The following is a 25,510-nucleotide window of genomic DNA, read 5'->3' as shown; positions in this document are numbered from 1 at the left end:
TCTATTTCCACAAAAGTCGCTGTGGTTGTCACAGCCATGAAACTTATTTTAGTCATCAAATTTTGTGTTTAGGTATAGAAACTTCTACTTCAATGTACTGTTTTTTATAAGATTGAGATCTTCTGTCACAATTTTAGAATTAGCGATATTTAAAAATTGACGATTTCTACAATTTATCCATACAGATAATAACCTTCAATAAAACCATTAAATAACAATGAGATAAAACGAAACAATCCCTATTCAGTCATACATAGAGTGAATCACAGCTAAATACGTAATAATGAAGAAAGCAAACGGCTCTGTTGATTTATAACGCTTGCCAATTCTTACATATAACAGGAACGATACTTGCGGCCTTACCTCTGATGAACTTGTAACCAAATGGCACTCTCCCTTTAATATCAAGAGAAACAAGCTTTTTCTCTGCCTTATACGGGGCTTTTTTGAGTAGCCCTGCGGCTGGCTGCACAGTTAGGGAGCTCCCAATGGCAAGTACTTTATCAGCAGACTTTATATAATTTCGCGCTTCTTCCAATTGCATGACAGGTTCACCAAACCACACAACATTAGGCCTTAATTGACTATTTAATTCACAATGTTGACCAATATAAATCGGCTTATCCCAGTCATAAGTAATCGTAGAATCAAGACTACTTTGAGCGCGACTTAACTGCCCATGCAAGTGTATAACTTTCGAACTACCAGCTTTTTCATGCAAGTCATCAACATTCTGCGTAATAATAATTACGTCATAGACGGCCTCTAGTTCAGCTAATGCAATGTGAGCTTTATTTGGCAATGCTTTTGCGGCCGCGATTTTACGCTGGTTGTAAAAGCTCAGCACCAACTCAGGGTTGTGCTCAAAAGCGTCTTTCGTTGCTATCTCATGAACAGAATAATTTTCCCATAAACCGTCACTGTCTCGAAAAGTGCTTAATCCACTTTCGGCACTTATGCCCGCCCCTGTAAAAACAACAATCTTCCTCTTTTTTATCTCATTCACCATCATTTGCTCCCATGCTTAAACCTTTGGAATTAATGATAATATGGTATGCGACATATACTGACGCATAGCGTATCATTCAAGAATAAGACCAATAACCGACTGATATAAAGGGATATAATGGACAGTGGAATGAGAAAACTATCTGTATTGGCTAAGTTATCTCGACACAGGAAAATATCAGCGCCAGAAATCCAACAACAATTAATGGATGAGGGTGAAGAAGTGTCACTTCGGACTGTGCAGAGGGATTTAGTCGAACTTGCGAGCAAGTTTCCAGTATGTAGTGACGAAAGTAAGCCTATTGGGTGGCATCTAACGAAAGATGCTGAATTAACCTTGCCAGATTATGATTTAACAACAGCCATTACCTTTACGATGGCTGATAAATATCTCTCTAACTTGCTTCCACCCGTCATGCGTGAACGACTGGATCCTTATATCAGAACGGCGAATCAATTTTTAGTCACAGAAAACAAAAAACCTCAGAGTCAATGGCCCCAAAAGATAATCGTTCACACAAAAGGACAGCCTCTACACACAAGTGATATTTCAGCTGAAACCATAGAGGCGATCTATGCTTCTTTATTCTCAGCAATGTGCCTACGACTTACCTATAAGTCATTGACAACAAGCGAAGAAAACGACTTTACTTTTCACCCTTATGGCATTGTTGTGCGTAGCGAACGTTCATACCTTGTCGGAAAATATGATGGCTATGAGGATATCAGATCATTACTGTTAAGCCGCGTAATTAAAGCAGAGCAAACAAAAAGAGCGGCAGATATCGACGCTGACTTCTCCCTTTCAAATTATGTTGAAAATGGAAATATGGGAGTCATAAGAAGTGAGCATAAGTTAGCAATAAAGCTATGGATTACCCCTATCTTAGCGGAGATTTTAACAGAAACACCACTATCTAAAGATCAAGTGTTCAGTCCCAAAGAGGATGATTTCATTTTGACCGCATCGGTAGATGATACCGATGAATTAAGGCATTGGATTTTATCAATGTGTAATCACGCTACTGTGCTATCTCCCGAAACGCTACGCAAAGAGATCAAAGATATATTAGTTACAAGTATTTCATACTATGAGGATTAGACATGACAATTAGAGATGATTTTATACACAACCCGCCAATCATTGATGTCTACTGGGAAGGCCCTTACACCATAGATAATATTGATACCGTACAAGACAGCGCTCACTGTTTATATCAAATTTATGGCCCTCACCCAGTCTATGGTACTAGCACTCTGCTTTACATTGGGAAAACAGAAGCACAAACAGCTGATCAGCGTATTCGGCAGCATAATTGGATTTCTAACCAAGCGGACATGTGTAGCATTTACATCGCGACATGTGGGGTTTTCTCGAACTGGAAAAACTGGGGAGAAGACAAGCGAGAAAGGTATGGTAAATTTCAAGAAACCAAAGGAATAACAATTTCTAATCTCGAATCGCTCCTCATTTATGCGCATCAACCCAGCTACAATAGCCAAAGCCTGAAATCTACAAATTTTGCTGATAATGCATTTCGTATTTTTAATTCAGGCTCTCGGGTATTACTACTTCCTGAAGTTAGCACTCAATTTTATGCAGACCCTAATATTAGCCACCCCGAAACTGATCAGTAATGGCAGGGGATTGCAGTGAAATATTTAAGGCCTTCAGAGGAGTTACACCTGCTTTAAAGGCCGAATCACAGATTCTAAGCCTTCAATTTTAAACTCTAATGCCAGCGCCAGCAGTGTACCTAGCTCACCCTCAGGGAAGCCCTGCTTGCGAAACCAAAAGAAAACAACTTTCTTTAGGTTTTTAGTCTCTTTCTTTATGCAATTCATAATTTATGCGAAGTTTCGAGCGCCCAAGCATTAGACTGTAATCGACCTGAAGTCGCTGCATCTGCCGTTCACCGTTGTACGTGTTAGTAACTAACAGAAACCTCCTTCGCTTCTTCGCTTCTTCGCTTCTTCGCTTTTAAAATTTGGCAAAACTTGTCGAACGTCAACGTAGAGAAAACAAAAAGACATAAAGAAAAAACAATGGTTTGAGAAGAGTTCCGCTTCGTTATTAATTGATACGTTTCATTTATCGTTAAGATAAATATTTCAAATTAAGATGCAATTTTAATTTGATAAAAAACAATCTAGTGAATAATTCTTATGGGTATACTTCGCCTCAATTTATATCGAGGTAAAAATGACAGTGGAAGTGGATCACCTAAAACCAGAATACGCTGAGTTTCTACCAAAGCACAATGAACAGCCAGAATACGAAAAAATGGAATATATAGAAGACTTCATTCGAGTGATTGCAACAGCCGATTCTGATGATTTCTACAATCTACTAATGAACGGATTCGTCCTGCTTGGTTGCGCATCATTCGTTATTCTCTTTCTCGATAAGATCGGCTTTTTCAACCTATCGATTAAGCGACTTCTAATTGGCGCTTCGGTCTTTACGATTGGCGGTTGTGTGTTCGGCGCACTCGCTGGTAGTATTGGAGCGGGATTAGGAACCGCCTACATGATTTTCGCTATGAATATTTTGCTCGGCATGTGCAGCAAAGAACGTGATACCGACTAGCGTAGAAAAAGTAATGGTGTTATTTGAAGAGAAGAAAAAACGTTCAATGCATATGGCTATTACAACGCAGAACCAGAGTCAGACAGTGTAACGTGTAGCGAGTGCGGTACTGGCTTTTACAATGACACAAGCGATGCCCGTAGCATTTGGGACGATGAAGTTGCCTTCGTTGCTATAAAGCAAAAGTATTAGAAGGTGGGTAGCGATACCAGATCGCCATGACAAATGCCAAGCCAGCAATTTCAAGCACGCTTTCCTGCTGCCGCGTTTCTAAACCAACGCCTTGCAACTGCTTGGTAGTGCTAACGCGGACATAGTTATAGATTTCTGGGGTAATCAATATTTTTCAGTGGCTTCACAACAGAATCTAAGCCCTCAATCTTGAGAGCCAAACAGATCTGCATTAAATCCCCCCAACTCCCCCTTTCGGCCAGCCCTTTTTATCAAACCAAAAACAAAACAGTTACCTTCGGGAAACGAAACTTGGTTCGCAGCATGCGTCTCACTCTCATAACTCATTTATGGACATAAATCAGTTTCAGAAAATCGAACATTAGCATTACATGAATTAATTCAGGTATGGCAAAACTGAAAATCGCTCAACTTAGAGTCCAGTTTTGATGGTACTTTTCACACAAAACCCAACCTTAGACTGAAAATGCCAAGCATTGAGAATCTCTCTTAAATTCTGTATATGTTGGGCTACAGATCTACTGTTATAGCTAAATGTGCCAGTTCTACTGAAAACATGAAGCCGAACTTAGCCAACAACACACAGGATTTTTCACCATCATCTTCGATTTTACCGAGAACATCCTTAACAAAGTCTTTATCTCGTTTTCGGACATAAGCCATAGTCCTAGGAAGTTCTTTGAACTCAATATTTGATTTCATAAGGTCGTGAGCGAGCTTATTTCGAATATTCTTTATTTCATGCAGGGCAGGTAACAACTCCCTAACCTCTTTCTTCTCACTAGCATCCTCAAAGTCATAAATATTAATAAAGGACTTAAAAGTATCAATTTTCTTACCTAACATCGCACCTTTGATATCAGGCTCAATGCACACTAGTAGATGACTTAGCTTGAATTCAATGAGAAGAACAATACTAAAAAACATACCAGTTTTAGCGTTGGACTCCTGCGTTCTAGCCCTAAACCACTTATTTCCCTCTGCTACGATTTCTTTCAATTTTCGAGTGTTTTCTTCGGGGGATTGAGGCTCCCTATACGTAATAATTGAAGGGCTAGTGCTCTTGGGCTTTCTTTTGTAATAGCCAAATATATTTAGTAATTTTTCCACAATTCTCTCTTAAAAACTAAACTCAGCGAATAGTAAAAATGCCACGCATTGCGAATCACTCTTAAACAGTTTGTAAAGTTTTTTGCAGGCACTAAATGATATGCATGCTTTTTCGAAAAGCAGATGCATCAGCCTCAATTTGATTAAAGATATTATTTAGAGCGTCATTAGTCTCAATTAGCATCTCTCTAATTACCTCTTCTTGAGCTTCAGAAATTATCGTTCCTATATGCTCATTATCACTGTTATCACGTCGAATATTGATCTCAATCGTATCCAAGCGAAGATAGAATGGTGCCGCTTTTACATACCAAAAATTAAAGTCATTAACTAATGAGTCGGACAAGTACAAACGATTATCTTCTATCTCTTTCTTTAGGATATTGACGTAGTTTAGGCATGAATCAAACTGATAGTCGAAGACCTCATTAAATCCGTTTTCAGAATTGAACTTTTTAAATTCAAGACTCACCATTAACAACCTATTATATACATTTACTTTCTTATCAAAGAGTTTTTCAAAGGTCGATTGAGATATAGAAAAAAAACGCTCATTTCTTTTCATTTCCAGCGCATGTTTTTCATCTAGAGCTTTCATGCTTGCTGCATGTTTATTATCTAGTTCTTTAATTTTCTTCGCATTGTTTGCGTCGCTTTCTTTGATATCTTTTTCAAATGCTTGTTTATGCTTTTGTAAAGATTTATCAAACCAATACTTACCAATCAATGTTGATACACCAACAGCAGCAGGCAAAACTACCGCTATATGTTTTACTATAAAGCTTGTTACTTCCATCATACTTACCAAAAAATGTAACGCTATTCAGACGACTAAAAGCCGTTTTTTAATTCCACCATAATGCCTTTTTTAAAAAATCATATCAATTTAAAATCAGTAGCTTATCGATAAAAGGTGTGAGTTAGATTGCTAAGGTTAATCTAATGTCACTATTCAGATAAAAGTTCGCGTTTCGGATAAGTTTTGGTTGGGCAAAACTACAGCTTTGAGGGATTAGAGCGCTTCTACTCTAACGCATAAAGGGGCAAAGGTGTGTTACACATTCACGTCAGCACACCTCTGGACATAAGTGAGTCAGTGATATTGCTAAATTAGTATTTCGCGAATTACTAGAGTTAAAGCAGAGCTTCTAGCTTAGACCAACTATACTAATCCATTATATCAATGGCGTTTTAGAGCAACTGTATTGATTGAGTTGCTATCTCCAAACCTAATTTCATAAGTGTTGTTTTTTTGTTCATTGTTATAGTCTTCACAGTGCTGTATTGCTTGTAATGCAGCGTCACTTAATTTTTCATGGAAATCATCATTTGTATCTACAGGGAAGTTAGAGAAGAACTCACCAATGACTTCACTTCCAAACTTATTACCAATGACTTCTATTAAATGAGAAAATGCAGTTAGGTCTTCTATGTTGTAGGCACACTGCAATGCGTTCATCCATGTATTTCTGTAGCGTTCATCTGAAAATGCTGAAAGTAAATAGCTAATACATGCTCTATTGTAGTCTTGAGCAGTAACAAACTTTTGAGCCAATGAGTACCAGCACTCTGGACATGTAGCATTTGTCTTGACTAAGTATTCTATTATTTCGTCTTCGTTAGCATTTTCGATAAACTTAGCAGTGGCAACTTTACCTATAAGTTGTTTCTTTATGCCTAAGTCATTCACTAATAGATCAAGAGTCCATTTTTTTAGGCACCAGATAGAGCTTCTTACTTTAAGTTTCGGAATGGAGGTTTCGAGCAAATCAAATGCCTCCTCAAAACGTCCACAAAAGATTAGGCTATCTGCCAGTAACACCGCATTCTCTGCTGTATCTTCGATGTCAATTGCGGCTGTATAGAACTTGGAGGCAGTTGTGTACTTGCTTGTGCTGAATAATAACCCAGCGACTTCTTTCAGCCAGTAAGCCCTTTTTTTGTAATCTGGGTTCATCTTTGCAGCTTTATTGTATTGATGTATCGCTTTGCTTAGTTCACTTCTTGCAGATAAAAAGTTACCGAGGTTGTAGTGTAAAGTTGCCTTCAAGTCTTTGTGATCTGACGGGATTGATCGGTCGATACACTTGTATGTTTTTATTACGCTTTCTACATCGACTTTATTAGATAAGCTAGTGATAAAACTTAAACAAACTTGGATTTCATTTATCAAGTCGTGTTCAAGTATATTAGTTGTATTGGCAATGCTTTCGATAAGGAGTAATGCATCGGAGGGTGCTCTTGTAGCTATTTTGCACTGCGTATAGCTGATGAGAGTTAATCCATGGCTTTTTATTTTTGACGCCTGTATGTAATTATCGAAATGAACCTCAGCTTCCTTAGTATGCCCCAAGTGCTGTAGTAACAATCCGATAGTTACGTTTATGTCGGCAACTAACGTTAAAGCGTCAGTAACATTACTCAAATTGTCAAATGAACCTCGACTGCTTCCGACTCCTCCAAGATTTATGTAGTAGTCATTTTCATCAATTTCCAAGATGGAGGGGGAGGATTTGGTCGGTTTAAATTCGAATGTAAACGTGTTTTCATTCTCTTTTGTTGAATTGATTAGGTTGGAAGCTACTAGCGCAGAGTGCGTGGATAATCCCTTGTATGATTTTATTGATGCATTTATTTTTATAGGCTTTTGAAGGGTTTTACTTTTGAAGTTGTTATAGGCTTTCAGCCCTTCGTAAAGTAGCTCTGTTGAATGTTCGTTCCATTCGTCCGAAGAAGAGAACTGCATGCAGAAACTTTTTTCAGCTAGGGTATCGGTGGTTGGATTTAGCGAGTGGAACCAGCGACTATAAATTGTATCCGAATGAGCCAAGTAGCGCACAACCAATACAGGGCAATCGAGTTGTTTAAAGTAGTTTAACTTTTCTATGTTCATGCGAAGCTTCAGCGCTTTGATACTATTTTTCTCATCGGTCGCCTTGAGTTGTACGAGAAACTTAATCCCTGTACTAAGGCCATCGTTATCAAAAACTTCAACTTCTCCATCTATCCCGTAGTCGTGTGTCGGTATGCGGTACACCCACTCGTGAGGAAGTAGAGATTTAAATTTGTCTACAGATAATTCTTCTAATATGTGGGCTCTGGTTCTTTTCGGTAATCGCATCTGTGCATTTTCGACTCATCATTCAATAAAGTTTATAGTACAGACAAACCGTATCTTATGCCATGTCAGCACATCACACTGATGAATTCGTGTAGCGGATTAAAAATTTGGCCATATAGCTAGAACATTTGTTATAAAAAAGTAAGCCAAAGACCAAACTGAATGTTATGCAGAAAAGCAACCTAACAAACAATGGGGCAAAAAAGAGTCAGCCTGACGGTCTGACTCTTTTAAATGAGAGAGGTTTGTTTCTTAAGAGGTTATGGATATTGTGGCAGGTTACATGCGCTTTAAGGGCTTAACCACTCTATCAAGCCCTTCAATTTGAAACTCTAAAGCCAAGGCCATTAATGTACCCAGCTCACCCTCTGGGAAGCCCTGCTTTCTAAACCAGAGTAAGTATTCTTCTGGTAAATCAATAAGCACGCGACCACTGTATTTACCAAATGGCATTTTCATGTTCGCGAGCTTTACCAAGTGTTCTTTCTGAAACATAGTTCAAACCTGTATTAACTTTGCATAGATAATACCAAGGTTATTTGTCGCTATCTAATGGCACTTGGGTATTTTTAAAATGAAGCGAAACATAAACAGGCACACTCGGCACTATGGTATTCAACTTGGCGATTTCTCGTAGTGCTTCTACCCCGGCATCTAACTTAAACTTAGCCGCATCAACTACCACAGGCTGAAGAGAATTAGCAAGAAGATCACCATTTTCAAGCTTGGTGATCTGCAAGTTTGTTTCTAGCGTTTGCTGCTGACCGTGAAGCTCTAGGGTAAACAACACTGGGAGCATAAGAGTTTGACCAACCTGCATCGCTTCTAGTTGTTTACTATCAAGCTGAGCATCCAAAATTGCGCTAGGAAACAAATCGGTATTAAACAACATGGTGCGCATACGCTCATCACGAATATCAATATTAGTATCGACACTCGCTAAACTAATCACAACATGCGCTTTTCCCGAATCTGACAGTGTGCCTTCGAGTGCAGAAAAGGAATGGTTTTCGATAACACTTGCGTTTTTAACCGATAAAAAATTTATCGATGAACTGTCATTCTCTAACATCCAATCCGCGAGTGCCGCAGGTGCATTAACCATCGCGAGTGCAACCAATAGCGCTTTAGCTTTAAACATTCATTTTCCCTTACAATGAGTTGTGATGATTAAAACTATAGATGATTTATTGGGTGAGCAGCGTAACACCGCAGAGCACTCTTTCGCTTTAAGCATCTAGCTGCACATTTCTATTTGTGACTACAACAAAAGAATACTAGCCAAACATCCAGTACTGTATAAAAAACAATCACACTGGAGTATTTAAAATGCAAATTGATGGACATCACACTTTAACTTATGTTGTTGCTAGAATGGCAGGTATGGAACATACCAATGCAGAAAAACTAGCATACTGCGCACAATATGTAGATGAAGCAACAAACTCGGAGCCTATAAGATTCAAAAATGGTGCAATGTTCAATCGAATATCATCCGCTCATAAAATGCTGGACTATAGAAATGGAAATGAACTCGCTAACCACTTAGCATGGATCCCATTTCATTTTTTGCCTGGAAACGATGGTCTGAAGAGCGGCTCGATACCGAATGGTGGTTTTATTGAGCGTTTAGTCTGTAAACCAGATAGCCCTGTTGCTCGAGATATGCTCCGTTCAGTCAGTAAATATCGTCAAACCCCACTTAGTCTATATATTATGGGAATTGCTCTACATGTGTATGCCGATACATTTTCTCACCAAGGCTTCGCTGGTGTTAGCCATAAAATTAATGATGTGAAAAATATTGAATCTGACGAAGATGAAAGCTTACTAGATAGAGTTAGGGATAGCATTCTGAACTGGAGCGTGTCATCAGCCATGGGCCTGCACTTTCTTTTCCAGACCGTCCATACATTACTTGGACTTACGAAGATGGAGAAGGTAACACTATCAAGAGAGATAACACTCAAGACTTCTTAAAAGCAGCCAACCAAATGTACAAAGTCATTAAATGTTACCTTGAAGAAGATGAATCAATGAATATTGATAGTCAAGATGATATGCCTCCAGAAAAATTAAAACTTATTGAAAACGCATTGAAACAGTTCAAAGATGAGAATGGAGAAGAGCGACACAAACAATGGTTAAAGTGGATATCGCAAGGAAAGTTTAATTTTGATCCTGTTGAGCTGAAATTTTTAGCTCACGGAAAAGGTAGTTGGAAAGAAATTGCACGAGGAAAAGCTGTTGCTTCTCCAATGTCTAGTGATCTAATTACTTATCACTACGATGAAAGCTTTATAACTTCTGACTGGAAATATTTTCACGATGCACTCAAAACATATAGGCTAGACATTATAAGAGATGTGCTTCCTAAGTATGGTATTTGTGTCGCCTAACAAGCTAGTTTCATTAATCTCTATCGAATCAGCTTAATTTGACTGATTCGATAGCTAACAAAAAACCACCCGAAGGTGGTTTCATTTAACAATACGTTTGCTATAAGGCTTACGATGCTTTCTGCAAGGGCTGTTCAATCAGCTCTTCGACAATTCTCTTCAATAAGAAGGTCTCACGCTCTATCGACATGCCTTTCTTATCGCTATTGGCCATGGTGTCTTCATTGTGGACAATGGCGTCGAAGATATTCATCCACACAGGCTTCATACCATTTTTGATTTCGTAATCTTCAAACTTGGTTTCACCCAGCTCTGCATCGATCGTACACACGTAGCAGTAAGATTCCATATGAACAATATCATGCTCTGGTTTGTACCAAGGGCGGTATTCTTCATACATGCCGAACTCGTGAATATCTCGAATATTTTGTGCACCCGTTTCTTCTTCAAGTTCACGGATCAAACCTTCAACCAAATCTTCACCATCATCAACACCACCACCAGGTAAGGTGTAATCGTGATAACGCGCAGTGTAAAGCATGAGAATATTGTCGCCATCTAAAATGATTCCTCTCGCAGCACGGCGATGAAACACCGATCCTGCCAATTCAGTTAAATCAGGATGTGTAGAGGATTTTAATAATCGCATGGTGATGGCACTCAATAAAAAACGAAGGCGCCATTGTAATGATTTTTGACAACGATGCCAGAGGCACACCGAACCTTAGTACGCACTAGACAGCATATTATTACGTCGTTCCATGCAAAAAAGACGCACTAAAGCATGTGAAAAACATATCGTTTAATTTTAAATCTCGTTGCGAATGTTAACACGCAGAACTTTTGTTAGATTATTTACCTTTCTATGAATTATATTCATCACCACAAACAATATAACTATAAATCATAACTTTAAAAACAATTTAAATAGTTACGATTAAGTACCTTTCAAGTCAGTCAAAAAGAGATTTCGTTAAATACATTTGATAACATATAAAAAAAACAACGCTCTCTGATTGTATTTATCAATAAACAATATAAGATGTTAAACATATAGGAGAGCATTATGAAACCATTTGAGTCACTTGCAGGTTTATCCTGGATTTTCACGCACTTTCTGCAAAATAAAGTTCAAGCTGAAGTGGTACGTCGCCACCCTGAACTCAATGTAGAGCGTCTTGCGTTACTGATTGAACTTGATTTCGAAGACGGACTTCGCCCAAGCGTACTTGCACGCCGTATGGGTCGTTCTAAGGGTACTATTAGTAGTATTCTTCGCCACTCAACCAAGCATGGTTTAGTGGCAACGACACCTGATGAGCTAAATAAAAATGCAAAACGCATTTTCATCACTCAAAAAGGCAAGGTTATTCATGACGAACTGTCTGTTGTTCTAACGGATATGTTGGAAGAAAGTGTTAAAGATATTCCGGCTGAATTACAAGATGAAATGAAGAAAGCATTCACCACATCTATCAAACGCCTGAACCCTATCTGGAGCGAGGAAGAGTGGAAAGACTAAGCTAATAAGCTTACGTTTCCACTGGCTTTAACCTTACTTTCAAGAGGCTTCCTTCGGGAAGCCTCTTTCTTTTTCACGACTAAAAATAGCCCTCTTTCCATGACTAGCTTCATAACAACAAAAGCCCGTATAGCATGTGATAGCTATCGGGCTTTGTGTTATCAGCTGTTTTGTTCTAATACAAACTGCAAATCTACGCGCTTTATAAAGCTAGCTGCCAACGTTTCAGCGGGGCTTTTTGGTCAATGCCAACCCTACCCCAACGATCTAAGCTATCAATCACAAGAACACGATCTGTATTCGGTACTATTGATTTTAGCTGTGCGCTCATTTTGCGAGTGGTTAGAATCCATAATGTTTCATCTTCTTCTAACGATGCTTTCAAATTTGCTTTATCAGCATCTGTCCACTCCAATTCTGGTGAGGTTAAACGATCTACCACAAAGAGCTGATTACCCGATGCAAAATCTTCGAGTTCCGTAGATAAGAGAATTACGGAATCAATATTAGCTTCAATTAATTGTGCCTGCTGTTTGTTGATTAGCTGGCGCACATTCACCATTAATGCCTGCTGATTTTTATGGATAACTTCAGCTTTATCTGGCCATACACGCTGTAAATCATCGCTCACAATCGCAGCCATACGGCTCAGGTTTGAGGGATTAAGCCATGCAAACGGAGAAAGCGAGCCATCCTCTAAACGTAGTGCTGCAACCCCTGTTGCACGTGGTGATATCGCTTGGGATGCATCCACTTCGATAATATTAATGTTGCCTTGGCGAGCATAAACAAACAGTGGATCATCGGCCCATACAGCGCCTAGGGTTAACGCAACTGTTGCCTCTTTTGCTGCTTTTTCAGTGGCTGCTGCACCTTGACTACTAAACCAATTCGGCAAACGTGAAACACCGTAACGTTTAGGCGGCAAATACTCGGTCGTCAGCTCGGTACCTTTCGTGAGTTCCGTCGCTAGCATGTATGTTACTGGTGTCGCAGTCAGTATATCTTTAGCAAGCGCCGTCGTACTTGATAACGCCATAGCTAACGCAGTGATTGATAGAACACTTTTAGTCGATAATGATCGAAGCACAGAATTACCCTTTACGTACGATGCGATAGAAAGTCGCAGTCAAAAAGAAAATAGCAGAAACAATAATAATCGCCGCACCAGATGGGATCGGTAGTTTAAGCTCCATCGGGAGAATCGTTCCGACTAAGCAGCTAATGGTTGCTAACACCGCCGATAACACTACAAAACTACCCATGTTTTTGGTAAGTAATCGCGCCGTCGCACCAGGAATAAGCAATAATGCCCCCACAAGTACAGCACCAATGATTTTGACTGAAGCGATAGTCACTAAGGTGATCATCATGACAAACAGGTAATCGTAAAAATTGGTCGCATAACCACGTACACGGGCGATATCAGGGCTAATACAGGTTAATAAAATCCGATTAAACGTGGGGATCAACACCAATACAATCAACAAGCAACTGCCTGCCAATAACAATAAATCACTGTCTGTTACTGTCAGGATCGAGCCAAATAGCACGTTTTCAAGTAAGTGAACGTTAATTTTACGCGCAACATACATCAGTAATGCCGCACCAACAGCTAATGCTAACGCAAGGAATACACCCACTAAAGTGTCATAAGGCACATTGGTTCGGTTACGTACGAAATGCAGTAGTAGTGCAAAGATCATACAGAAACTAAACAGGCCGATAATTGGATTATCTGGCGGCTCGCCAAGTAATACGCCTAATGCAATACCGGTTAATGCTGCGTGACCTACGGCTTCCGAAAAGAAGGCCAGACGCTTAGCAATAACCAAGGTGCCTAGTCCACCGAGCAAAGGACCCACCATCAAGGCGGCAACGACAGCATTAACAACAAATGCGTAGGAAAAGCTTTCGCTTAACCAACCCGCATCCACACCCAAGAGTGCCCATTGACGAACAATATCCATCATGCGACCTCCTTCTTATTGTTTGATTCTGTAGTCGATGACGCTGCGGTGTAATGATTAAACAAGCGTTCAATTTTTTCAGGCACTAATACTTCCGCGACACTGCCGTTATCAATAACACTGCGGTTAACAACATGAACATGACCATCTAAACGGCGAACCGCAGTTACATCATGGTGAACGGCTAAGATAGTTCGGTTATCAGCCACTAATTCATGAATCAAAGATTCTAAATAACGTACACCCTGCTCATCCATACCTGTTGTTGGTTCGTCTAAAACCAATAACTGAGGATCATCAAGTAATGCTTGAGCAAACAACACGCGCTGCTGTTCACCACCGGATAATTGCCCCATACGGCGATCGGCACGACTTGCCATGCCAACACGTTCAAGTTGAGTCAGAGCTCGCGCTTTATTCTTCGCACTTTGACGCCAAAATAGTGGGCTGCTACTTTGGTTTAATAGAATGAAATCCATCACAGTCAGAGGTAGGCTGCCTTCAAACATGGCTTTTTGCGGTACATAACCAAGCTTGCCTTTGCTTTCAGGCCACTGAATATCGATTTCACCAGTGAAAGGGGTTAGCCCTAAAATAGAGCGTAATAGCGAGGTTTTACCGCCACCGTTTGGCCCCATAACAATATGGCATTCGCCAGCAGTGAAGCTGTGGTTTATATCTTGTAAGATGACGTTTTCACCGTACGTCAGTCCAACATTTCTTAATTCAATTGAAGGTCCCACAGTTAGCTACCTTTCTTTTCAGCGGCAAATTTCATCGCTTCAACCAAGGTATTTAGGTTCTCACGCGTTTCAATTTCAACTTTTTTCGCCTCATACGGGCCGTGGGTCATATGAGAAAAACGGTACAGCTGAACGCCAGTTGCTTTCTCAATAGTATCAACATAACGGTTAGGCATGTTTAGCTCGTAAAACAGAACATCAATGCCTGATTTGCGGATTTTCTCGATTGTTTCTTGCAACTGACTAGCACTAGGTTCTACGCCGTGTGCAGGTTCAATCACAGTCGCCACATCCACACCAAACTCTTGAAGCAAGTAGCCGTACGCGTTATGCGTGGTTGCCACTGTCATGCCAGCAGTATCAAGGTCGCCCAATGTCATCATGGCGTTGTGTTTCATTTTGCGAAAAGTTGTAGCGTATTTACGCGCATTAGCACGGTAGTAACGGGCATTCTCTGGATCGATTTTCGCCATCTCATTAGCGATGGTGTAAACCTTTTGAATGGTGGTTGAAAGACCAACAAACGTATGCGGATTTACCGCACCATCACCCACTGACTGCCCCATTGCCGGAAGCAAAGGCACATCTTTATTCGCTTCAATCACAACAAGATCACTGCGATTAGCTGCTTGAATCACTTTCATTGCAAAATCATCGTGACCAATACCATTCACCACAATCACATCCATTTCACGTAAACGACGTAAGTCATTCGGCTGTGGCTGATAATTATGTGGGTTAAAACCTGCATCAACCAAAGGCAAAATTTCCGCTTTATCACCGACAACTGCTTTTACGTAGCTGTAATAAGGTTGAAGAGTGATCCCGATATTGATCTTATCGGCTGCATAAGAAAATGAACTAAATAAGGAAAGAATAAAGAGAGAGGCTGCTTTCAGTGAAAATTGTTTGAATGAAAGCGCTTTGAAAGAAATTACTGATGATTTAGTTTTTATCATTGTGTTACCACTGATAGTAAGGGTATCGATGTTTAAAGCAAAAAGACGTATTAATGCCCGTGAGGAGCAGAGCCTGATTGTTCAAATGCAATTTGGATCCAGCTAGCATCAATTAGCATTTGATCAGAAATAACCGTATCTGATGCCATCATTGGCGCCGCGTTATTATTCAGGTCTAACCAAATTTCAGGTTCTTCATGCGCGGCAATCAAGACTAGAGATTTAGCTCCATCATGCGTCTGAGCGATGCCCTGGTAAGTCGCTGGCGCAATCAATGTCCACTGATGTTTACCTTGAAATTCCCAACTTTTATCTTCAATAAAAGGAGGCAGCCACATATCGCGTAACTCAGCAATATTAACCCATTGACTTACAGTGCTATCGGTAAGGTCTACATCAGTCACATTCACTTGTTGCTCAAGTGCATCAAAGTATAGATTTCTTACTTCTTCATGTGCCAGACGTAAATCAGCGATTAAACCCAGTGATTTCTGCTCGATGTCTGCAACCGCAATTTGATGCTGAGCTAACTCAGCAGTAGTTGATTGTTGCTTGTGATAAGGGAGTAACACAGCCGAAACCAGCAAGATAAGTATGATCGATAAAGCAACCCACTTCCCTTCTCGCCCCCCGTTATCGGAGTGTACTTTTTGGGTGATCATTTTTCAGATATCTCTACAACGTCAACTTCCACAGGATTTTCGTGGCCTGCATCAAACACGATATAGAAGTCAGTATCAGGTTTAGAAAAACTCACTTTTGATGCCTTATCCGTGCTCTCTTTCGCAATTAAATTGTCGTCGTAATCATAAAGGTTAATATCGTAATCAACCGCAGTACTGCCGTCGCTGTAGCCCGCCTCGCAGACAACCTGATCAGCCGCAAACCAACAACTCATAAGAGGAAAGTGTGCCTGAGCCGATGTAGAGAAAAGAGCAACTGATGAGAATAAGAAAAGCGCGATTTGCTTTTGCATAACAACCTCGAAAAAGAGTAAAAGCCTGCCGATGCAGGCTTTCTATAAGAGCTAAAAGTAATACCAATTCAATTAAGTAATTGGTCAAATGGGTATAATTACTGAAGAACCGCTTCAAATGTTAGGTGAACATTCACGCCAGCTTTGTCTGCTAGTGGGTGGTTTTTAAGGTCACCACTGTAATGTGCACGCATTAGGTATCGTCCAGCATGTTCAGGAACAAAACGGATGTAACCGTCTTTGTCACTTTCCACTTCGATTTGCTCTTGGTGGTTACGGTAAAGGCTACCTTCACGCGTAATGTCGGCAGTTACACCTTTCTGAGGCTCACCATTGAAGAACATTTGGAATGTCACTTCTTCGCCTTCAACAATATCTGCTGGGTGTGTAATGGGTTTTAGCTCAAGCAGCTTACCTTCAATTTCCAATGCTTTTTGCGTTGGCTTACCCACAGTGATGTAAGATTCAGCACGGGTAAAACTGATTTTAGTGACAACGTCACGCGCCTTTTCAGGAAGCAGCATTTCGCGCTCAGCTTTTGATGCTTTTGCCCACTTAACTGTGTCACGGCGACCCGCTTTATATTCTGTCCAGTATGATGGTTCGTTATTTACCGCAACTTTGTGCGTACCTTCTTCTGAAAAGTGGAAATCAAAAATAGAACGGCGCTTGCCACGAATCACAAAGTTTGGACGCTCAAAACGACCATCTGGCATCAATACTTGCGCTGACTCACTGCCTGCAGGCTTATCAAAAACAAAGGTGCCGTGCGAAGCCGTTACATCAAATGTCAACCAATCACCACCCTCTTTTGATACGGTGAAATGAGATGGCAGAATCCAACGAGGGTGTGCATTTGCAACAGCAGAAACCGCTAAACCAGCGAATACAGTGCAAGCAAGTGCTGCCGCTTTCATTTTGTTATTTTTGATCATGATTGTTCTCTTAAGTCCTATTTAATTTTGTATGTCAGCACGACGTTGCCAATTTCCACTGCTGGCTTAATGTCTATTTTGAAAGCTTTATCTGCTAGATTCAGTTTTTGACGAATAACACTACGGCCACCGTGCTCACGCACAGATTCAGCATAAAATGTGTATTCGCCCTGCTCGACACGCTGACCTGAATCATCTAATCCATCCCACGTGAAACGGTATTCACCGACAGTACGGGTTGCAGACGTCACTGCATCAACCAGTTCGCGATCGTAACGCCCTACTTTGCGCCACCAACTGCGTAAATCCTTTAGCCACTCATCTTTACCAACCCACAGCTCAATGGTGCGAACAGGTTTACGGTTAGCATCTTCAATCCAAATTGCGACGTAAGGGCGCGCATATGGCGACGCCTTGATGTAAGGTATTTCAAACTCCACATCCATTTGGGCGTTTGTTGGTATTGGTGCTGCTTGTGCCATTAATGGTGCTGATAATGCAGCAACAAGTGCGCTAGATTTCAACACGGTTTTTAATGCCAAATTCATCAGATAATCCTTGATATATGAAGCAATTAACTCTATAGAGTTAAGGTGAAGCATTACGATTGCAGAGCGGTATTGACCGAATAAACGCCCATTAAGGCACTGCAACAAAAAAGATAAATAAAGTGACTGCTGTACCTAGCGTCATCCATTTCAACGACGTTTTTAACGTTTTCTTTTTAGGAATAAGTAGACACACGCCAGTAAGAACGAAAAACACCATTAATAAGGCGGTAATATCAATAAACCAGCGCCAGACTTCCCCACTATTACGGCCTTTGTGTAAATCATTCAGCACCGCTACTAAGCCATAATGTGTTTTTTCAATCACAGCTTCTTGGGTTGTCATATCGATGAAAACTGCCGAATTAAAACCAGGGCCTTTAAAATCCACTGCGACTTCGCCTTCAATCAGCTCACCGTCTTCAATATCACGGTAAACATTAAAGCCAGAAGGTTGACCGGATACCTGCGCTTCTTTTGTTAAATAAGTCAGTAAACGCGCTTCATCGGGGCTGAACTGCCCTTTTTCTGAATGCAGTAATGATTCGGGGATAGCTAACGTTATTTCTGTAATATCAGGCTGACTTTTCACAAATAAGTGTGGGCGATTTAGCGTGATGCCCGTAATGGCAAAAAACAGCACGACAAGCAGTAAGGCCATGGAAATGTAGATATGCAGTCGACGAGACCATAGCTGCACTGTTTTATTCTTTAGCATCAATTACGTTTCAGTGGTAAATCAGAATGAATCACATTTTAAGTGATAATAATTTTCATTGTGATTCAATTTACAATGTTTACATTGGATAAAAAAAAGCCGCTGAGCAGCGGCTTATAACAAGGAAGGCAGAGAATGAAGGGTAACGCTAGAATTCAGACATTAGCTGTTTGTACTTCATATCGTCTTCATACATTTGATGGAATATTTGATATTTCATATCGTAGAAACGCTTAATTCTATCGGTTTGTGGTGTGACAGCACGTCCAATACGACTCATCGCATTCATGGCATTAGGAATATCCGAATAAAAACCAGACGCCACCGAGCCAAGCATTGCAGAGCCCAATAACACGGCCTCACTCTCTTCAGGGAGTACCATCACACACCCTGTCGCATTAGCATGCTCTTGAATGAAAATCGTGTTCTTAGTACCACCACCGCAACCCATGATGGTATCAATCTCATACCCTGCTTGGTTCATCACCTCAATGATGTGTCGAGTACCCAATGCTATCGCCTGAATTGTCGCTAGGTATGCCAGCGCCATATCATCGATTGTTTTCGACATTTTTAACCCTGTCATTGTACCTGTTAGGTTAGGGTTTGCGCGTGGCGACCTGTTACCATGGAAATAAGGCAACACATGAATATCTTTTGTTAAAAACGCAATGTCTTCTTTGGTACCTGCTAGCTTCAATAAGTGATCATTGAGTAGTTGATAAACCGTCGTTCCCTCTTCTGTTGCTTGCGATTTCAATTGGTCATGAAGTGGATGCGACGTAATCACATGATCAATTAATGCCCCAGTGGCAGACTGACCACCTTCATTTAGCCAATGATCGGGGATCATCGCACCGTAATAAGCTCCCCACACGCCATCAATAAAACGCGCTGTTTTTGACGCGGCCATATGACACGATGATGTACCACCAATTAATGCTAAGCGTTTATTAAAGTCTGCCGTTTCACCCGTCATACCCGCAGCGCCTAACACACCAATACCACCAGCATGAGCATCGATAATTGATGTGCCAACAGGCGTACCACGCATCAAACCTAAATCATTGGCTGCATGAGCCGTTAAACCTTCACCTACCGGGGCACCCATTGGTTTAATCACATTACCGATGGCTTTTGCATCATCAGCCAATAAATCTTCTAACCCAATACGCTCGAAAAAGTGCGTATCCCATTTATTTTCATGGCCAAGGTACGTCCATTTGCACACGGTAGAGCAAAGCGAACGACTATCATCAAACGTTGCTTTCCATGTTAGAAAATCAGGTAAATCAAAAAAGTACTTAGCTTGAGACCATGTATTTGGCATATTTTGCTTTAGCCAAAGTAACTTAGGCGTTTGCATTTCAGGTGAAATACGGTTGCCAACATAAGCCAATACTGGATGTTCAGTTGCATTAATCCGCTCAGCCTGCGCAATTGCACGGTGATCCATCCACATAATAATATTTTGTTCACTGCGACCTGTTGGGCTCACCGTGAGTGGTAACCCTTTTTTATCAAGCACAACCAGTGAGCAGGTTGCATCAAAGCCAATACCTTTGACTTGGACTGGATCAATATTCGCTTTAGAGACAGCATCTTTTACTGCCATACACACACTTTGCCAGATGTTCTCTGACGATTGTTCAACAAAATCTGCACGAGGTTTAAACATTTCTGTGTCGCGTTTTGCTTCCCCGAGTTTTCGACCAGAGGCGTCGAAAACTCCCGCCCTTGCACTGCCACTACCAACATCAACGCCAATAAAATAAATACTCATCTTGCTCTCTCCACTAAGCTTTACGTTTTTGCAGGGTAATGAATAGAATTAAAATGCCCCCCCAAAGAGCCATTGTCAGATAACTGCTGACACCAAGTAAGTTCAAGCCACTTTCTAACGTTTGTAATACAACCAATGCCAAGCCAATACCTATGATTCGGCCAAAACCACCATCAGGGTTAATCCCCCCAAGTACCGATGCTAAGATAGCAATCAGTAAGTAAGACTCGCCGTAACCAGCTTTTGCTGAATTGAATTTCGCCATCATGACAAGGGCAGCAACCCAACAAAGAATCGATGAAATAGCATAGACATACAGCACTGCCTTTTGGGTGTTAATACCAGAGAAACGCGTTGCTTTCTCGTTCGAGCCCATCAAGTAAATAGTGCGTCCAAGGCTGGTATGCTCAAGTAAACCCCATAAACCAATTGCGAAAAAGACAAAGAGGAACAACGGCATAGGAATGCCCAATATCGAGCCATTGCCGATCACCAGTAATGCCTCTGGGAATCCAGACATCACACTGCCGCCAGAAATTAGCACATTGAGACCATTGATTAATGTCATCATCCCAAGTGTTGCTAATATTGGCGAAACCCCGACATAAGCAATCAAAGCACCATTGAGTAAGCCAATAACAATCGCAGTAATTAAACCAGCTACTAAGGCTAATAGCAGTACCATGACATTATCGGGCGCCATGGTGATAATACTTGCCATCACTAGGCTACACGCGTTGGTTGTTGCAATGATAGAAAGGTTAATACCACCAGTTAGCATGCATACCGCCATCGCGAGCGCTAACATTCCCAGTAATGGCATTTGCGATGACATCGATTGTAAATTTGCTATCGAGAAAAAAGTGTCCCCACTCGCGATAGCCATGATGGCAATAATACTGGCTAAAATAACTAATAAATAACGGATATTTCTATCAGTCGGTAGTTTTAATGCGTTCAATACCTGATCCATTATGCCCCCTGCAATGCTTGTTTCTTTTCATTCAGTGCCGTCATACTGATACTGAATACAATGATGAGACCAGTAACAACCGCATGCCAATAAGATGGAACACCGAGCAATGTTAATCCGTTCTTCATAATGGCTAATAATGCCACCCCAAGAACCACCCCCATTAGTGTTCCTTTACCACCTGTCATGCTTGTTCCGCCTAATACCACGGCTGCAAGTACGGTAAGCTCAAAACCCATTAACGAGTTTGGCGCCACTGATTGAGTGATTTGGGTTTGGACAACAGAAGCAATACCAGCAAGTGCGCCCATGTAGCCGTATACAAACAAATGAATGCCGAATAAATTAATACCAATTCGACTTGCAGCATCGGCATTACCGCCCATCGCATAAATCTGGCGTCCAAGACGGGTTTTAGACATTAAGAAAGACGTAAATAAAACAACAGCAACCAAGGTTATGATTGGCAGTGAAAGCCCATAATCGTAGCCATCGCTACCCACAAAGCTGAACAACTCAACGCCATCCATAAACCAATCAGGGAAACCGTATAGCCAAGCGCCATTGCTAAAGTAAATCAGTAAGCCAAAGAACAAATTCAGTGTTGAAATCGTGATGATAATGGCTGGCACTTTGAGCTTATACACCAATGCGGCATTAATAAGACCAAGTAACATGCCCACGGCTGCTGCAATCAAAAATGCGATAAAGAAGTTGCCACCAATCGACAGTACATACGTCGCCATCACATACTGCGCAATTGCGGCGGTTGCTGGAAATGAAATATCAATCCCGCCCGCAATCAAAACAACAAACAGTCCACAAGCCATGATGCCCAAAATGGCCGAACTTACTGACATATCGAAGATATTGCCTAAGGTTAGAAAGTCCTCTGAACTCACACCTAAACCAACAACCATTAAACCAATTAGAGCAGCGAGATAAAACTCGTGGCGCTTGATTAAAGCAGCCCAATTTAAACAAATACGATCACGCATTGACGGCCTCCATGATCTCTTTTTCTGACGATGTTACTGGATGAAAATCATGAGAAAAACGTCCATCTTTCATCACGATCACACGGTGACTGTTATAAAACACTTCAGGAATTTCATCACTGACCATAATGATTGCCATCCCCTTCAACGCGAGATCTTTTGCTATCTGGTAAATACTTTCTTTATTCGCAATATCAACGCCAACCGTTGGGGAGTCGAGGATTAATACCTCAGGCTCTGCGGCAATCCATTTTGCGATAGAAATACGCTGCGCATTACCACCCGATAAACTCGTCACAGGTAACATAGGATCGGCAACTTTGATTGATAACGAAGAAATAAGCTTTTTAACTAAATGGGTCGCCTTAACGTGGTCGAGGAAACCATTTTGTTTTCTTAATCGAGGTAAAACCGTCGCGGTTGTGTTGTCTTGGATCGATTGCTCCATGACTAACCCTGTGCTCATTCGGTCTTCTGACACGTAACCAATACCGTGCTCAATCGCATCTCTATTTGAGCTAAACGCCACCGGTTTACCATTCACTTTTATTTGACCACTATCGGGCTTCGTCATACCAAATAGCGCTAAACATAATTCTGTACGACCAGAGCCAAGTAAACCCGTTATCGACACGATCTCACCAGCACGTACTTGCAGGTTAATATCATCAAACTGGCCTTTTTTGGTTAGATTATTGACCTCAAGCTTCACTTCGCCTTGTTGCTTGTACTCTCCCAATGGCGAAAATTCAAAACGCTGTCCTGTCATCAAGAAAGCCAGTTCATCACTGTTCATCTCTTCTGCTGGGTAGGTACCTATGGTTTTACCGTCGCGAATAACCGTTATACGGTCAGAGATTTCCATTACCTCATCAAGCTTGTGGCTAACAAACACCACTGTGATGCCTTTAGACTTAAGATCAGCAACAACGCTTATTAAATTATTCACTTCAGTACGGGTTAACGAAGCTGTCGGTTCATCCATGATCACCAGCTTGGCGTCTGAAGCCATGGCACGACAAATAGCAACCAACTGACATTCTGCAATCGACAGTTGCTCTACACGTTTGGTTAACGGTAGCGAGACACCCACTTTATCCATCGCTGTTTGCGCAATAGTATTCAAACGAGATTGCTTAACAAGGCCTTTGGTCCAAGCCATGTGGTCTTGTACTGCAATATTTTCAGCGACAGTCAGGTTGGGAAACAAAGATAAGTCTTGGTAAATAACTTGGATACCGTGCTCAATGGATTGTTGCGGATTTAGCTGAGAATAGCTTTTACCATCCAGGATAATCTCTGCCCCTTTTTCAGGTGCATGAACCCCAGAGATAACTTTAAATAGCGTGCTTTTTCCGCAACCGTTTTTTCCTGCAAGACAATGCACTTCCCCTTTATTAAAGGTTAAGTTGATGCCATCAAGGGCCTTAACGGAACCAAAGTGTTTGGATACACGTTTTAAGGTAATGAATGCTTCGTTTGACATGATGGATTTCCAGCTAAAGGGCAGCATTGCACTGCCCTGTATAAGGTTTACAGAAATATCGGTTAGAAACCTAATTCACGTGCGTTTGACTTATCCACTTCAAGGATTTTGTTAAACTTGATCACGCGTTTTTCTTTATCGATTTCTGCCACACCAAGGTTGTCGATAGTCACACCGTCAGCCACTTTCTTGCCATCCAGCATTTGCTTAGCAACAGCAACCATGGCATAGCCCGCATCCGCTGGGTTCCATAAGAAACCTTTATCAATTTCACCGCGCATCAAATATGGTGCAGCCTGACTTGGCATCATGATGCCGACTGTGGTCATTTTGTTCTTAGCACGTTTCTTCTTAATCGCTTCACCCGCACCAATAGCGCCTAGTGAACCATAAGAAACGATACCCGCCATATCTGGGTGCGCTTTCATTAAGTCATTGGTCGCTGCATATGATGCATCAATGCTCTCTGCAACCGGCATACGGCTGGTCACTTCATACATATCTGGGTAAGCCATTTTTTGGTAATCAATCGCTAAGTTTGCCCAGTTGTTATGTAATGGTACAGTTAACGAGCCAACGTACACCGCATATCCGCCTTTCTTGCCCATATTTTTAGCAAGCTCATCCATGGTTGCTTTGGCATAAGCTTGATTATCAATGGTTTCAATATCCCAGTCTGCACTGTGGCCATCTGGTGATTCGTGAGTTAGGACAATAATGCCTTTCTCACGAGCTTTCTTAAATACAGGCTCTAAAACCGTCACATCGTTAGGTACAACTGTGATTGCATCTACCCCTTTCGCAATCAGATCTTCAATGATCTTAACTTGCTGAGCAGGATCTGGGGTTGATGGGCCAAGTTGACGCGCATTCACGCCAAAATCAACAGCTGCTTGATCGATACCTTTGTTCATTTGGTTGAACCATGGGATACCAGACACCTTCACGACGTTCACAATTTCATAGTCTTTTGCCTGAACGCCTGCCGTAGCTAAAGCAAGTGTAAGGGCAGCAACATTGAACAAAACCTTTTTCATCGTTATCAATCCTTTATTATGTGTGTAGAGCATTGGAGATTCGATGAAGGGAATATAGGGGATTAGACAAGGACAAACTGGAAGATACTTACAATGTGTGACAGGGGCACATTAAGGTAATGACACGGATATCGCGGCGTTAACAAGATGTTAAAATGAAAGTCTGACGTAATTTAAACAAACTAAAACAAGAGAAATGAAACGAAAACAGATCACTCTGTATACATAACGCTAACATTTGGCGATTTAATATTAAGCGAAAACATTTAAGACGTTTAGTCTCTAGCTTGCCGTTAATAATAAAGTTCTCAATTATGATTTAGGTCTGATTTTTCCATTGGTGTTACATTTTATCTCAAATAAACGTGAAGCTCCCCCGACAAGTGTCGAGGGAGCTTCAGAAGTTATACAAACAGAGATGATGTTAACTGTGCTTTTATTA

At 41.1% G+C, this 25,510-nt stretch carries 27 protein-coding genes and 2 pseudogenes; 6 read left to right on the top strand and 23 right to left on the bottom strand.

Annotated elements, in window-relative coordinates; translation table 11 throughout:
* Positions 1-310 precede the first annotated feature (310 nt).
* Positions 311-1,012 carry an SIR2 family NAD-dependent protein deacylase gene (locus OCU87_RS19190; RefSeq protein ID WP_261859121.1) on the bottom strand — a complete coding sequence of 234 codons (702 nt, stop codon included), beginning with the start codon at positions 1,010-1,012 and terminating at the stop codon, positions 311-313.
* 126 nt (positions 1,013-1,138) lie between these two features.
* Here OCU87_RS19190 and OCU87_RS19185 point away from each other — a divergent pair, with 126 nt between their 5' ends.
* Positions 1,139-2,110 (top strand): helix-turn-helix transcriptional regulator, encoded by a 972-nt coding sequence (locus OCU87_RS19185; RefSeq protein ID WP_239685971.1) that lies wholly within the window; start codon positions 1,139-1,141, stop codon positions 2,108-2,110.
* Positions 2,111-2,112: 2 nt separating this feature from the next.
* A complete protein-coding gene (locus tag OCU87_RS19180; RefSeq protein ID WP_261859120.1) occupies positions 2,113-2,646 on the top strand; it encodes a hypothetical protein in 534 nt (177 codons plus the stop codon).
* Positions 2,647-2,688: 42 nt separating this feature from the next.
* Here OCU87_RS19180 and OCU87_RS19175 read toward each other — a convergent pair.
* Positions 2,689-2,802: pseudogene (locus tag OCU87_RS19175) on the bottom strand (putative quorum-sensing-regulated virulence factor); the annotation flags it as partial.
* 409 nt (positions 2,803-3,211) lie between these two features.
* On the opposite strand from OCU87_RS19175, the gene OCU87_RS19170 reads away from it, so the two are divergent.
* A complete protein-coding gene (locus tag OCU87_RS19170) occupies positions 3,212-3,598 on the top strand; it encodes a hypothetical protein (protein WP_261859119.1) in 387 nt (128 codons plus the stop codon).
* 317 nt (positions 3,599-3,915) lie between these two features.
* On the opposite strand, the pseudogene OCU87_RS19165 reads toward OCU87_RS19170, so the two are convergent.
* The 6 genes and pseudogenes from OCU87_RS19165 to OCU87_RS19140 form a co-directional block, all read right to left on the bottom strand.
* A pseudogene (locus OCU87_RS19165) lies at positions 3,916-4,058 on the bottom strand (putative quorum-sensing-regulated virulence factor); the annotation flags it as partial.
* 242 nt (positions 4,059-4,300) lie between these two features.
* On the bottom strand, positions 4,301-4,900 hold the full coding sequence (locus tag OCU87_RS19160) for a hypothetical protein (RefSeq protein ID WP_261859118.1): 600 nt from the start codon (positions 4,898-4,900) through the stop codon (positions 4,301-4,303).
* Positions 4,901-4,991: 91 nt separating this feature from the next.
* A complete protein-coding gene (locus tag OCU87_RS19155; RefSeq protein ID WP_261859117.1) occupies positions 4,992-5,699 on the bottom strand; it encodes a hypothetical protein in 708 nt (235 codons plus the stop codon).
* A 381-nt stretch (positions 5,700-6,080) separates the two neighbouring features.
* Complete coding sequence (locus OCU87_RS19150; protein WP_261859116.1) at positions 6,081-8,021, bottom strand: DUF4365 domain-containing protein; 1,941 nt, start codon at positions 8,019-8,021, stop codon at positions 6,081-6,083.
* Between the two features lie 279 nt (positions 8,022-8,300).
* The gene (locus OCU87_RS19145; protein WP_261859115.1) at positions 8,301-8,516 is read right to left on the bottom strand and encodes a DUF3820 family protein; all 216 of its coding nucleotides are present in this window, start codon (positions 8,514-8,516) and stop codon (positions 8,301-8,303) included.
* A 40-nt stretch (positions 8,517-8,556) separates the two neighbouring features.
* Positions 8,557-9,162, bottom strand: coding sequence for a YceI family protein (locus tag OCU87_RS19140; RefSeq protein ID WP_261859114.1), 606 nt, complete (start codon positions 9,160-9,162; stop codon positions 8,557-8,559).
* A 188-nt stretch (positions 9,163-9,350) separates the two neighbouring features.
* Between OCU87_RS19140 and OCU87_RS19135 the strand changes: the two genes are divergently transcribed.
* Both OCU87_RS19135 and OCU87_RS19130 read left to right on the top strand, forming a co-directional pair.
* On the top strand, positions 9,351-10,001 hold the full coding sequence (locus OCU87_RS19135) for a DUF6765 family protein (RefSeq protein WP_261859113.1): 651 nt from the start codon (positions 9,351-9,353) through the stop codon (positions 9,999-10,001).
* Complete coding sequence (locus OCU87_RS19130) at positions 9,893-10,420, top strand: DUF6765 family protein (protein WP_315972506.1); 528 nt, start codon at positions 9,893-9,895, stop codon at positions 10,418-10,420. The genes OCU87_RS19135 and OCU87_RS19130 overlap by 109 nt, the downstream gene beginning before the upstream one ends.
* 109 nt (positions 10,421-10,529) lie before the next feature.
* Here OCU87_RS19130 and OCU87_RS19125 read toward each other — a convergent pair whose 3' ends face one another.
* Complete coding sequence (locus OCU87_RS19125; protein WP_261859111.1) at positions 10,530-11,069, bottom strand: NUDIX hydrolase; 540 nt, start codon at positions 11,067-11,069, stop codon at positions 10,530-10,532.
* A gap of 417 nt (positions 11,070-11,486) precedes the next feature.
* On the opposite strand from OCU87_RS19125, the gene OCU87_RS19120 reads away from it, so the two are divergent.
* A complete protein-coding gene (locus OCU87_RS19120) occupies positions 11,487-11,942 on the top strand; it encodes a MarR family winged helix-turn-helix transcriptional regulator (RefSeq protein ID WP_062687869.1) in 456 nt (151 codons plus the stop codon).
* Positions 11,943-12,144: 202 nt separating this feature from the next.
* On the opposite strand, the gene OCU87_RS19115 is transcribed toward OCU87_RS19120, so the two are convergent.
* The 14 genes from OCU87_RS19115 to OCU87_RS19050 form a co-directional block, all read right to left on the bottom strand.
* Positions 12,145-12,981, bottom strand: a complete 837-nt coding sequence (locus OCU87_RS19115; protein ID WP_261859381.1) for a metal ABC transporter solute-binding protein, Zn/Mn family — start codon at positions 12,979-12,981, stop codon at positions 12,145-12,147.
* Positions 12,982-13,036: 55 nt separating this feature from the next.
* Positions 13,037-13,912 carry a metal ABC transporter permease gene (locus OCU87_RS19110; protein WP_062687896.1) on the bottom strand — a complete coding sequence of 292 codons (876 nt, stop codon included), beginning with the start codon at positions 13,910-13,912 and terminating at the stop codon, positions 13,037-13,039.
* A complete protein-coding gene (locus OCU87_RS19105) occupies positions 13,912-14,655 on the bottom strand; it encodes a metal ABC transporter ATP-binding protein (protein WP_062687867.1) in 744 nt (247 codons plus the stop codon). The genes OCU87_RS19110 and OCU87_RS19105 overlap by 1 nt, the downstream gene beginning before the upstream one ends.
* A 2-nt stretch (positions 14,656-14,657) precedes the next feature.
* Positions 14,658-15,614, bottom strand: coding sequence for a metal ABC transporter solute-binding protein, Zn/Mn family (locus tag OCU87_RS19100; protein WP_062687866.1), 957 nt, complete (start codon positions 15,612-15,614; stop codon positions 14,658-14,660).
* Between the two features lie 50 nt (positions 15,615-15,664).
* Positions 15,665-16,276: a DUF6162 family protein gene (locus tag OCU87_RS19095; protein ID WP_094957501.1), complete on the bottom strand. Its 612-nt coding sequence runs from the start codon at positions 16,274-16,276 to the stop codon at positions 15,665-15,667.
* Entirely contained in the window at positions 16,273-16,590 is a 318-nt protein-coding gene (locus OCU87_RS19090; protein WP_261859110.1) for a hypothetical protein, read from the bottom strand. The genes OCU87_RS19095 and OCU87_RS19090 overlap by 4 nt, the downstream gene beginning before the upstream one ends.
* A 98-nt stretch (positions 16,591-16,688) precedes the next feature.
* Positions 16,689-17,525, bottom strand: coding sequence for a DUF4198 domain-containing protein (locus OCU87_RS19085; protein WP_062687863.1), 837 nt, complete (start codon positions 17,523-17,525; stop codon positions 16,689-16,691).
* A gap of 17 nt (positions 17,526-17,542) precedes the next feature.
* A complete protein-coding gene (locus OCU87_RS19080; RefSeq protein ID WP_062687862.1) occupies positions 17,543-18,073 on the bottom strand; it encodes a DUF2271 domain-containing protein in 531 nt (176 codons plus the stop codon).
* 91 nt (positions 18,074-18,164) lie between these two features.
* Complete coding sequence (locus tag OCU87_RS19075; protein WP_189337878.1) at positions 18,165-18,794, bottom strand: PepSY-associated TM helix domain-containing protein; 630 nt, start codon at positions 18,792-18,794, stop codon at positions 18,165-18,167.
* A 145-nt stretch (positions 18,795-18,939) separates the two neighbouring features.
* Positions 18,940-20,574 (bottom strand): FGGY-family carbohydrate kinase, encoded by a 1,635-nt coding sequence (locus OCU87_RS19070; RefSeq protein WP_261859109.1) that lies wholly within the window; start codon positions 20,572-20,574, stop codon positions 18,940-18,942.
* Between the two features lie 13 nt (positions 20,575-20,587).
* Positions 20,588-21,547, bottom strand: coding sequence for an ABC transporter permease (locus OCU87_RS19065; RefSeq protein WP_261859108.1), 960 nt, complete (start codon positions 21,545-21,547; stop codon positions 20,588-20,590).
* The gene (locus tag OCU87_RS19060) at positions 21,547-22,545 is read right to left on the bottom strand and encodes an ABC transporter permease (protein WP_094957507.1); all 999 of its coding nucleotides are present in this window, start codon (positions 22,543-22,545) and stop codon (positions 21,547-21,549) included. The genes OCU87_RS19065 and OCU87_RS19060 overlap by 1 nt, the downstream gene beginning before the upstream one ends.
* Complete coding sequence (locus tag OCU87_RS19055) at positions 22,538-24,031, bottom strand: sugar ABC transporter ATP-binding protein (RefSeq protein ID WP_062687860.1); 1,494 nt, start codon at positions 24,029-24,031, stop codon at positions 22,538-22,540. Before OCU87_RS19055 ends, OCU87_RS19060 begins: the two co-directional genes overlap by 8 nt.
* Positions 24,032-24,093: 62 nt before the next feature.
* On the bottom strand, positions 24,094-25,068 hold the full coding sequence (locus OCU87_RS19050) for an autoinducer 2 ABC transporter substrate-binding protein (protein WP_261859107.1): 975 nt from the start codon (positions 25,066-25,068) through the stop codon (positions 24,094-24,096).
* Positions 25,069-25,510 lie beyond the last annotated feature (442 nt).

The organism is Photobacterium sanguinicancri (assembly GCF_024346675.1).
In the GTDB taxonomy this organism is placed as follows: domain Bacteria; phylum Pseudomonadota; class Gammaproteobacteria; order Enterobacterales; family Vibrionaceae; genus Photobacterium; species Photobacterium sanguinicancri.
Note: the sequence above shows the minus strand (reverse complement) of the source record. Positions and strands in the feature narration are given on the sequence as shown.

Bases quoted from the DNA above. Each gene is read 5' to 3' on its own strand.
- OCU87_RS19190 (WP_261859121.1), bottom strand. From the start codon at position 1,012: ATGATGGTGAATGAGATAAAAAAGAGGAAGATTGTTGTTTTTACAGGG.
- OCU87_RS19185 (WP_239685971.1), top strand. From the start codon at position 1,139: ATGAGAAAACTATCTGTATTGGCTAAGTTATCTCGACACAGGAAAATA.
- OCU87_RS19180 (WP_261859120.1), top strand. From the start codon at position 2,113: ATGACAATTAGAGATGATTTTATACACAACCCGCCAATCATTGATGTC.
- OCU87_RS19170 (WP_261859119.1), top strand. From the start codon at position 3,212: ATGACAGTGGAAGTGGATCACCTAAAACCAGAATACGCTGAGTTTCTA.
- OCU87_RS19155 (WP_261859117.1), bottom strand. From the start codon at position 5,699: ATGATGGAAGTAACAAGCTTTATAGTAAAACATATAGCGGTAGTTTTG.
- OCU87_RS19150 (WP_261859116.1), bottom strand. From the start codon at position 8,021: ATGCGATTACCGAAAAGAACCAGAGCCCACATATTAGAAGAATTATCT.
- OCU87_RS19145 (WP_261859115.1), bottom strand. From the start codon at position 8,516: ATGTTTCAGAAAGAACACTTGGTAAAGCTCGCGAACATGAAAATGCCA.
- OCU87_RS19140 (WP_261859114.1), bottom strand. From the start codon at position 9,162: ATGTTTAAAGCTAAAGCGCTATTGGTTGCACTCGCGATGGTTAATGCA.
- OCU87_RS19135 (WP_261859113.1), top strand. From the start codon at position 9,351: ATGCAAATTGATGGACATCACACTTTAACTTATGTTGTTGCTAGAATG.
- OCU87_RS19125 (WP_261859111.1), bottom strand. From the start codon at position 11,069: ATGCGATTATTAAAATCCTCTACACATCCTGATTTAACTGAATTGGCA.
- OCU87_RS19120 (WP_062687869.1), top strand. From the start codon at position 11,487: ATGAAACCATTTGAGTCACTTGCAGGTTTATCCTGGATTTTCACGCAC.
- OCU87_RS19115 (WP_261859381.1), bottom strand. From the start codon at position 12,981: ATGGCGTTATCAAGTACGACGGCGCTTGCTAAAGATATACTGACTGCG.
- OCU87_RS19110 (WP_062687896.1), bottom strand. From the start codon at position 13,912: ATGGATATTGTTCGTCAATGGGCACTCTTGGGTGTGGATGCGGGTTGG.
- OCU87_RS19100 (WP_062687866.1), bottom strand. From the start codon at position 15,614: ATGATAAAAACTAAATCATCAGTAATTTCTTTCAAAGCGCTTTCATTC.
- OCU87_RS19095 (WP_094957501.1), bottom strand. From the start codon at position 16,276: ATGATCACCCAAAAAGTACACTCCGATAACGGGGGGCGAGAAGGGAAG.
- OCU87_RS19090 (WP_261859110.1), bottom strand. From the start codon at position 16,590: ATGCAAAAGCAAATCGCGCTTTTCTTATTCTCATCAGTTGCTCTTTTC.
- OCU87_RS19085 (WP_062687863.1), bottom strand. From the start codon at position 17,525: ATGATCAAAAATAACAAAATGAAAGCGGCAGCACTTGCTTGCACTGTA.
- OCU87_RS19080 (WP_062687862.1), bottom strand. From the start codon at position 18,073: ATGAATTTGGCATTAAAAACCGTGTTGAAATCTAGCGCACTTGTTGCT.
- OCU87_RS19070 (WP_261859109.1), bottom strand. From the start codon at position 20,574: ATGAGTATTTATTTTATTGGCGTTGATGTTGGTAGTGGCAGTGCAAGG.
- OCU87_RS19065 (WP_261859108.1), bottom strand. From the start codon at position 21,547: ATGGATCAGGTATTGAACGCATTAAAACTACCGACTGATAGAAATATC.
- OCU87_RS19060 (WP_094957507.1), bottom strand. From the start codon at position 22,545: ATGCGTGATCGTATTTGTTTAAATTGGGCTGCTTTAATCAAGCGCCAC.
- OCU87_RS19055 (WP_062687860.1), bottom strand. From the start codon at position 24,031: ATGTCAAACGAAGCATTCATTACCTTAAAACGTGTATCCAAACACTTT.
- OCU87_RS19050 (WP_261859107.1), bottom strand. From the start codon at position 25,068: ATGAAAAAGGTTTTGTTCAATGTTGCTGCCCTTACACTTGCTTTAGCT.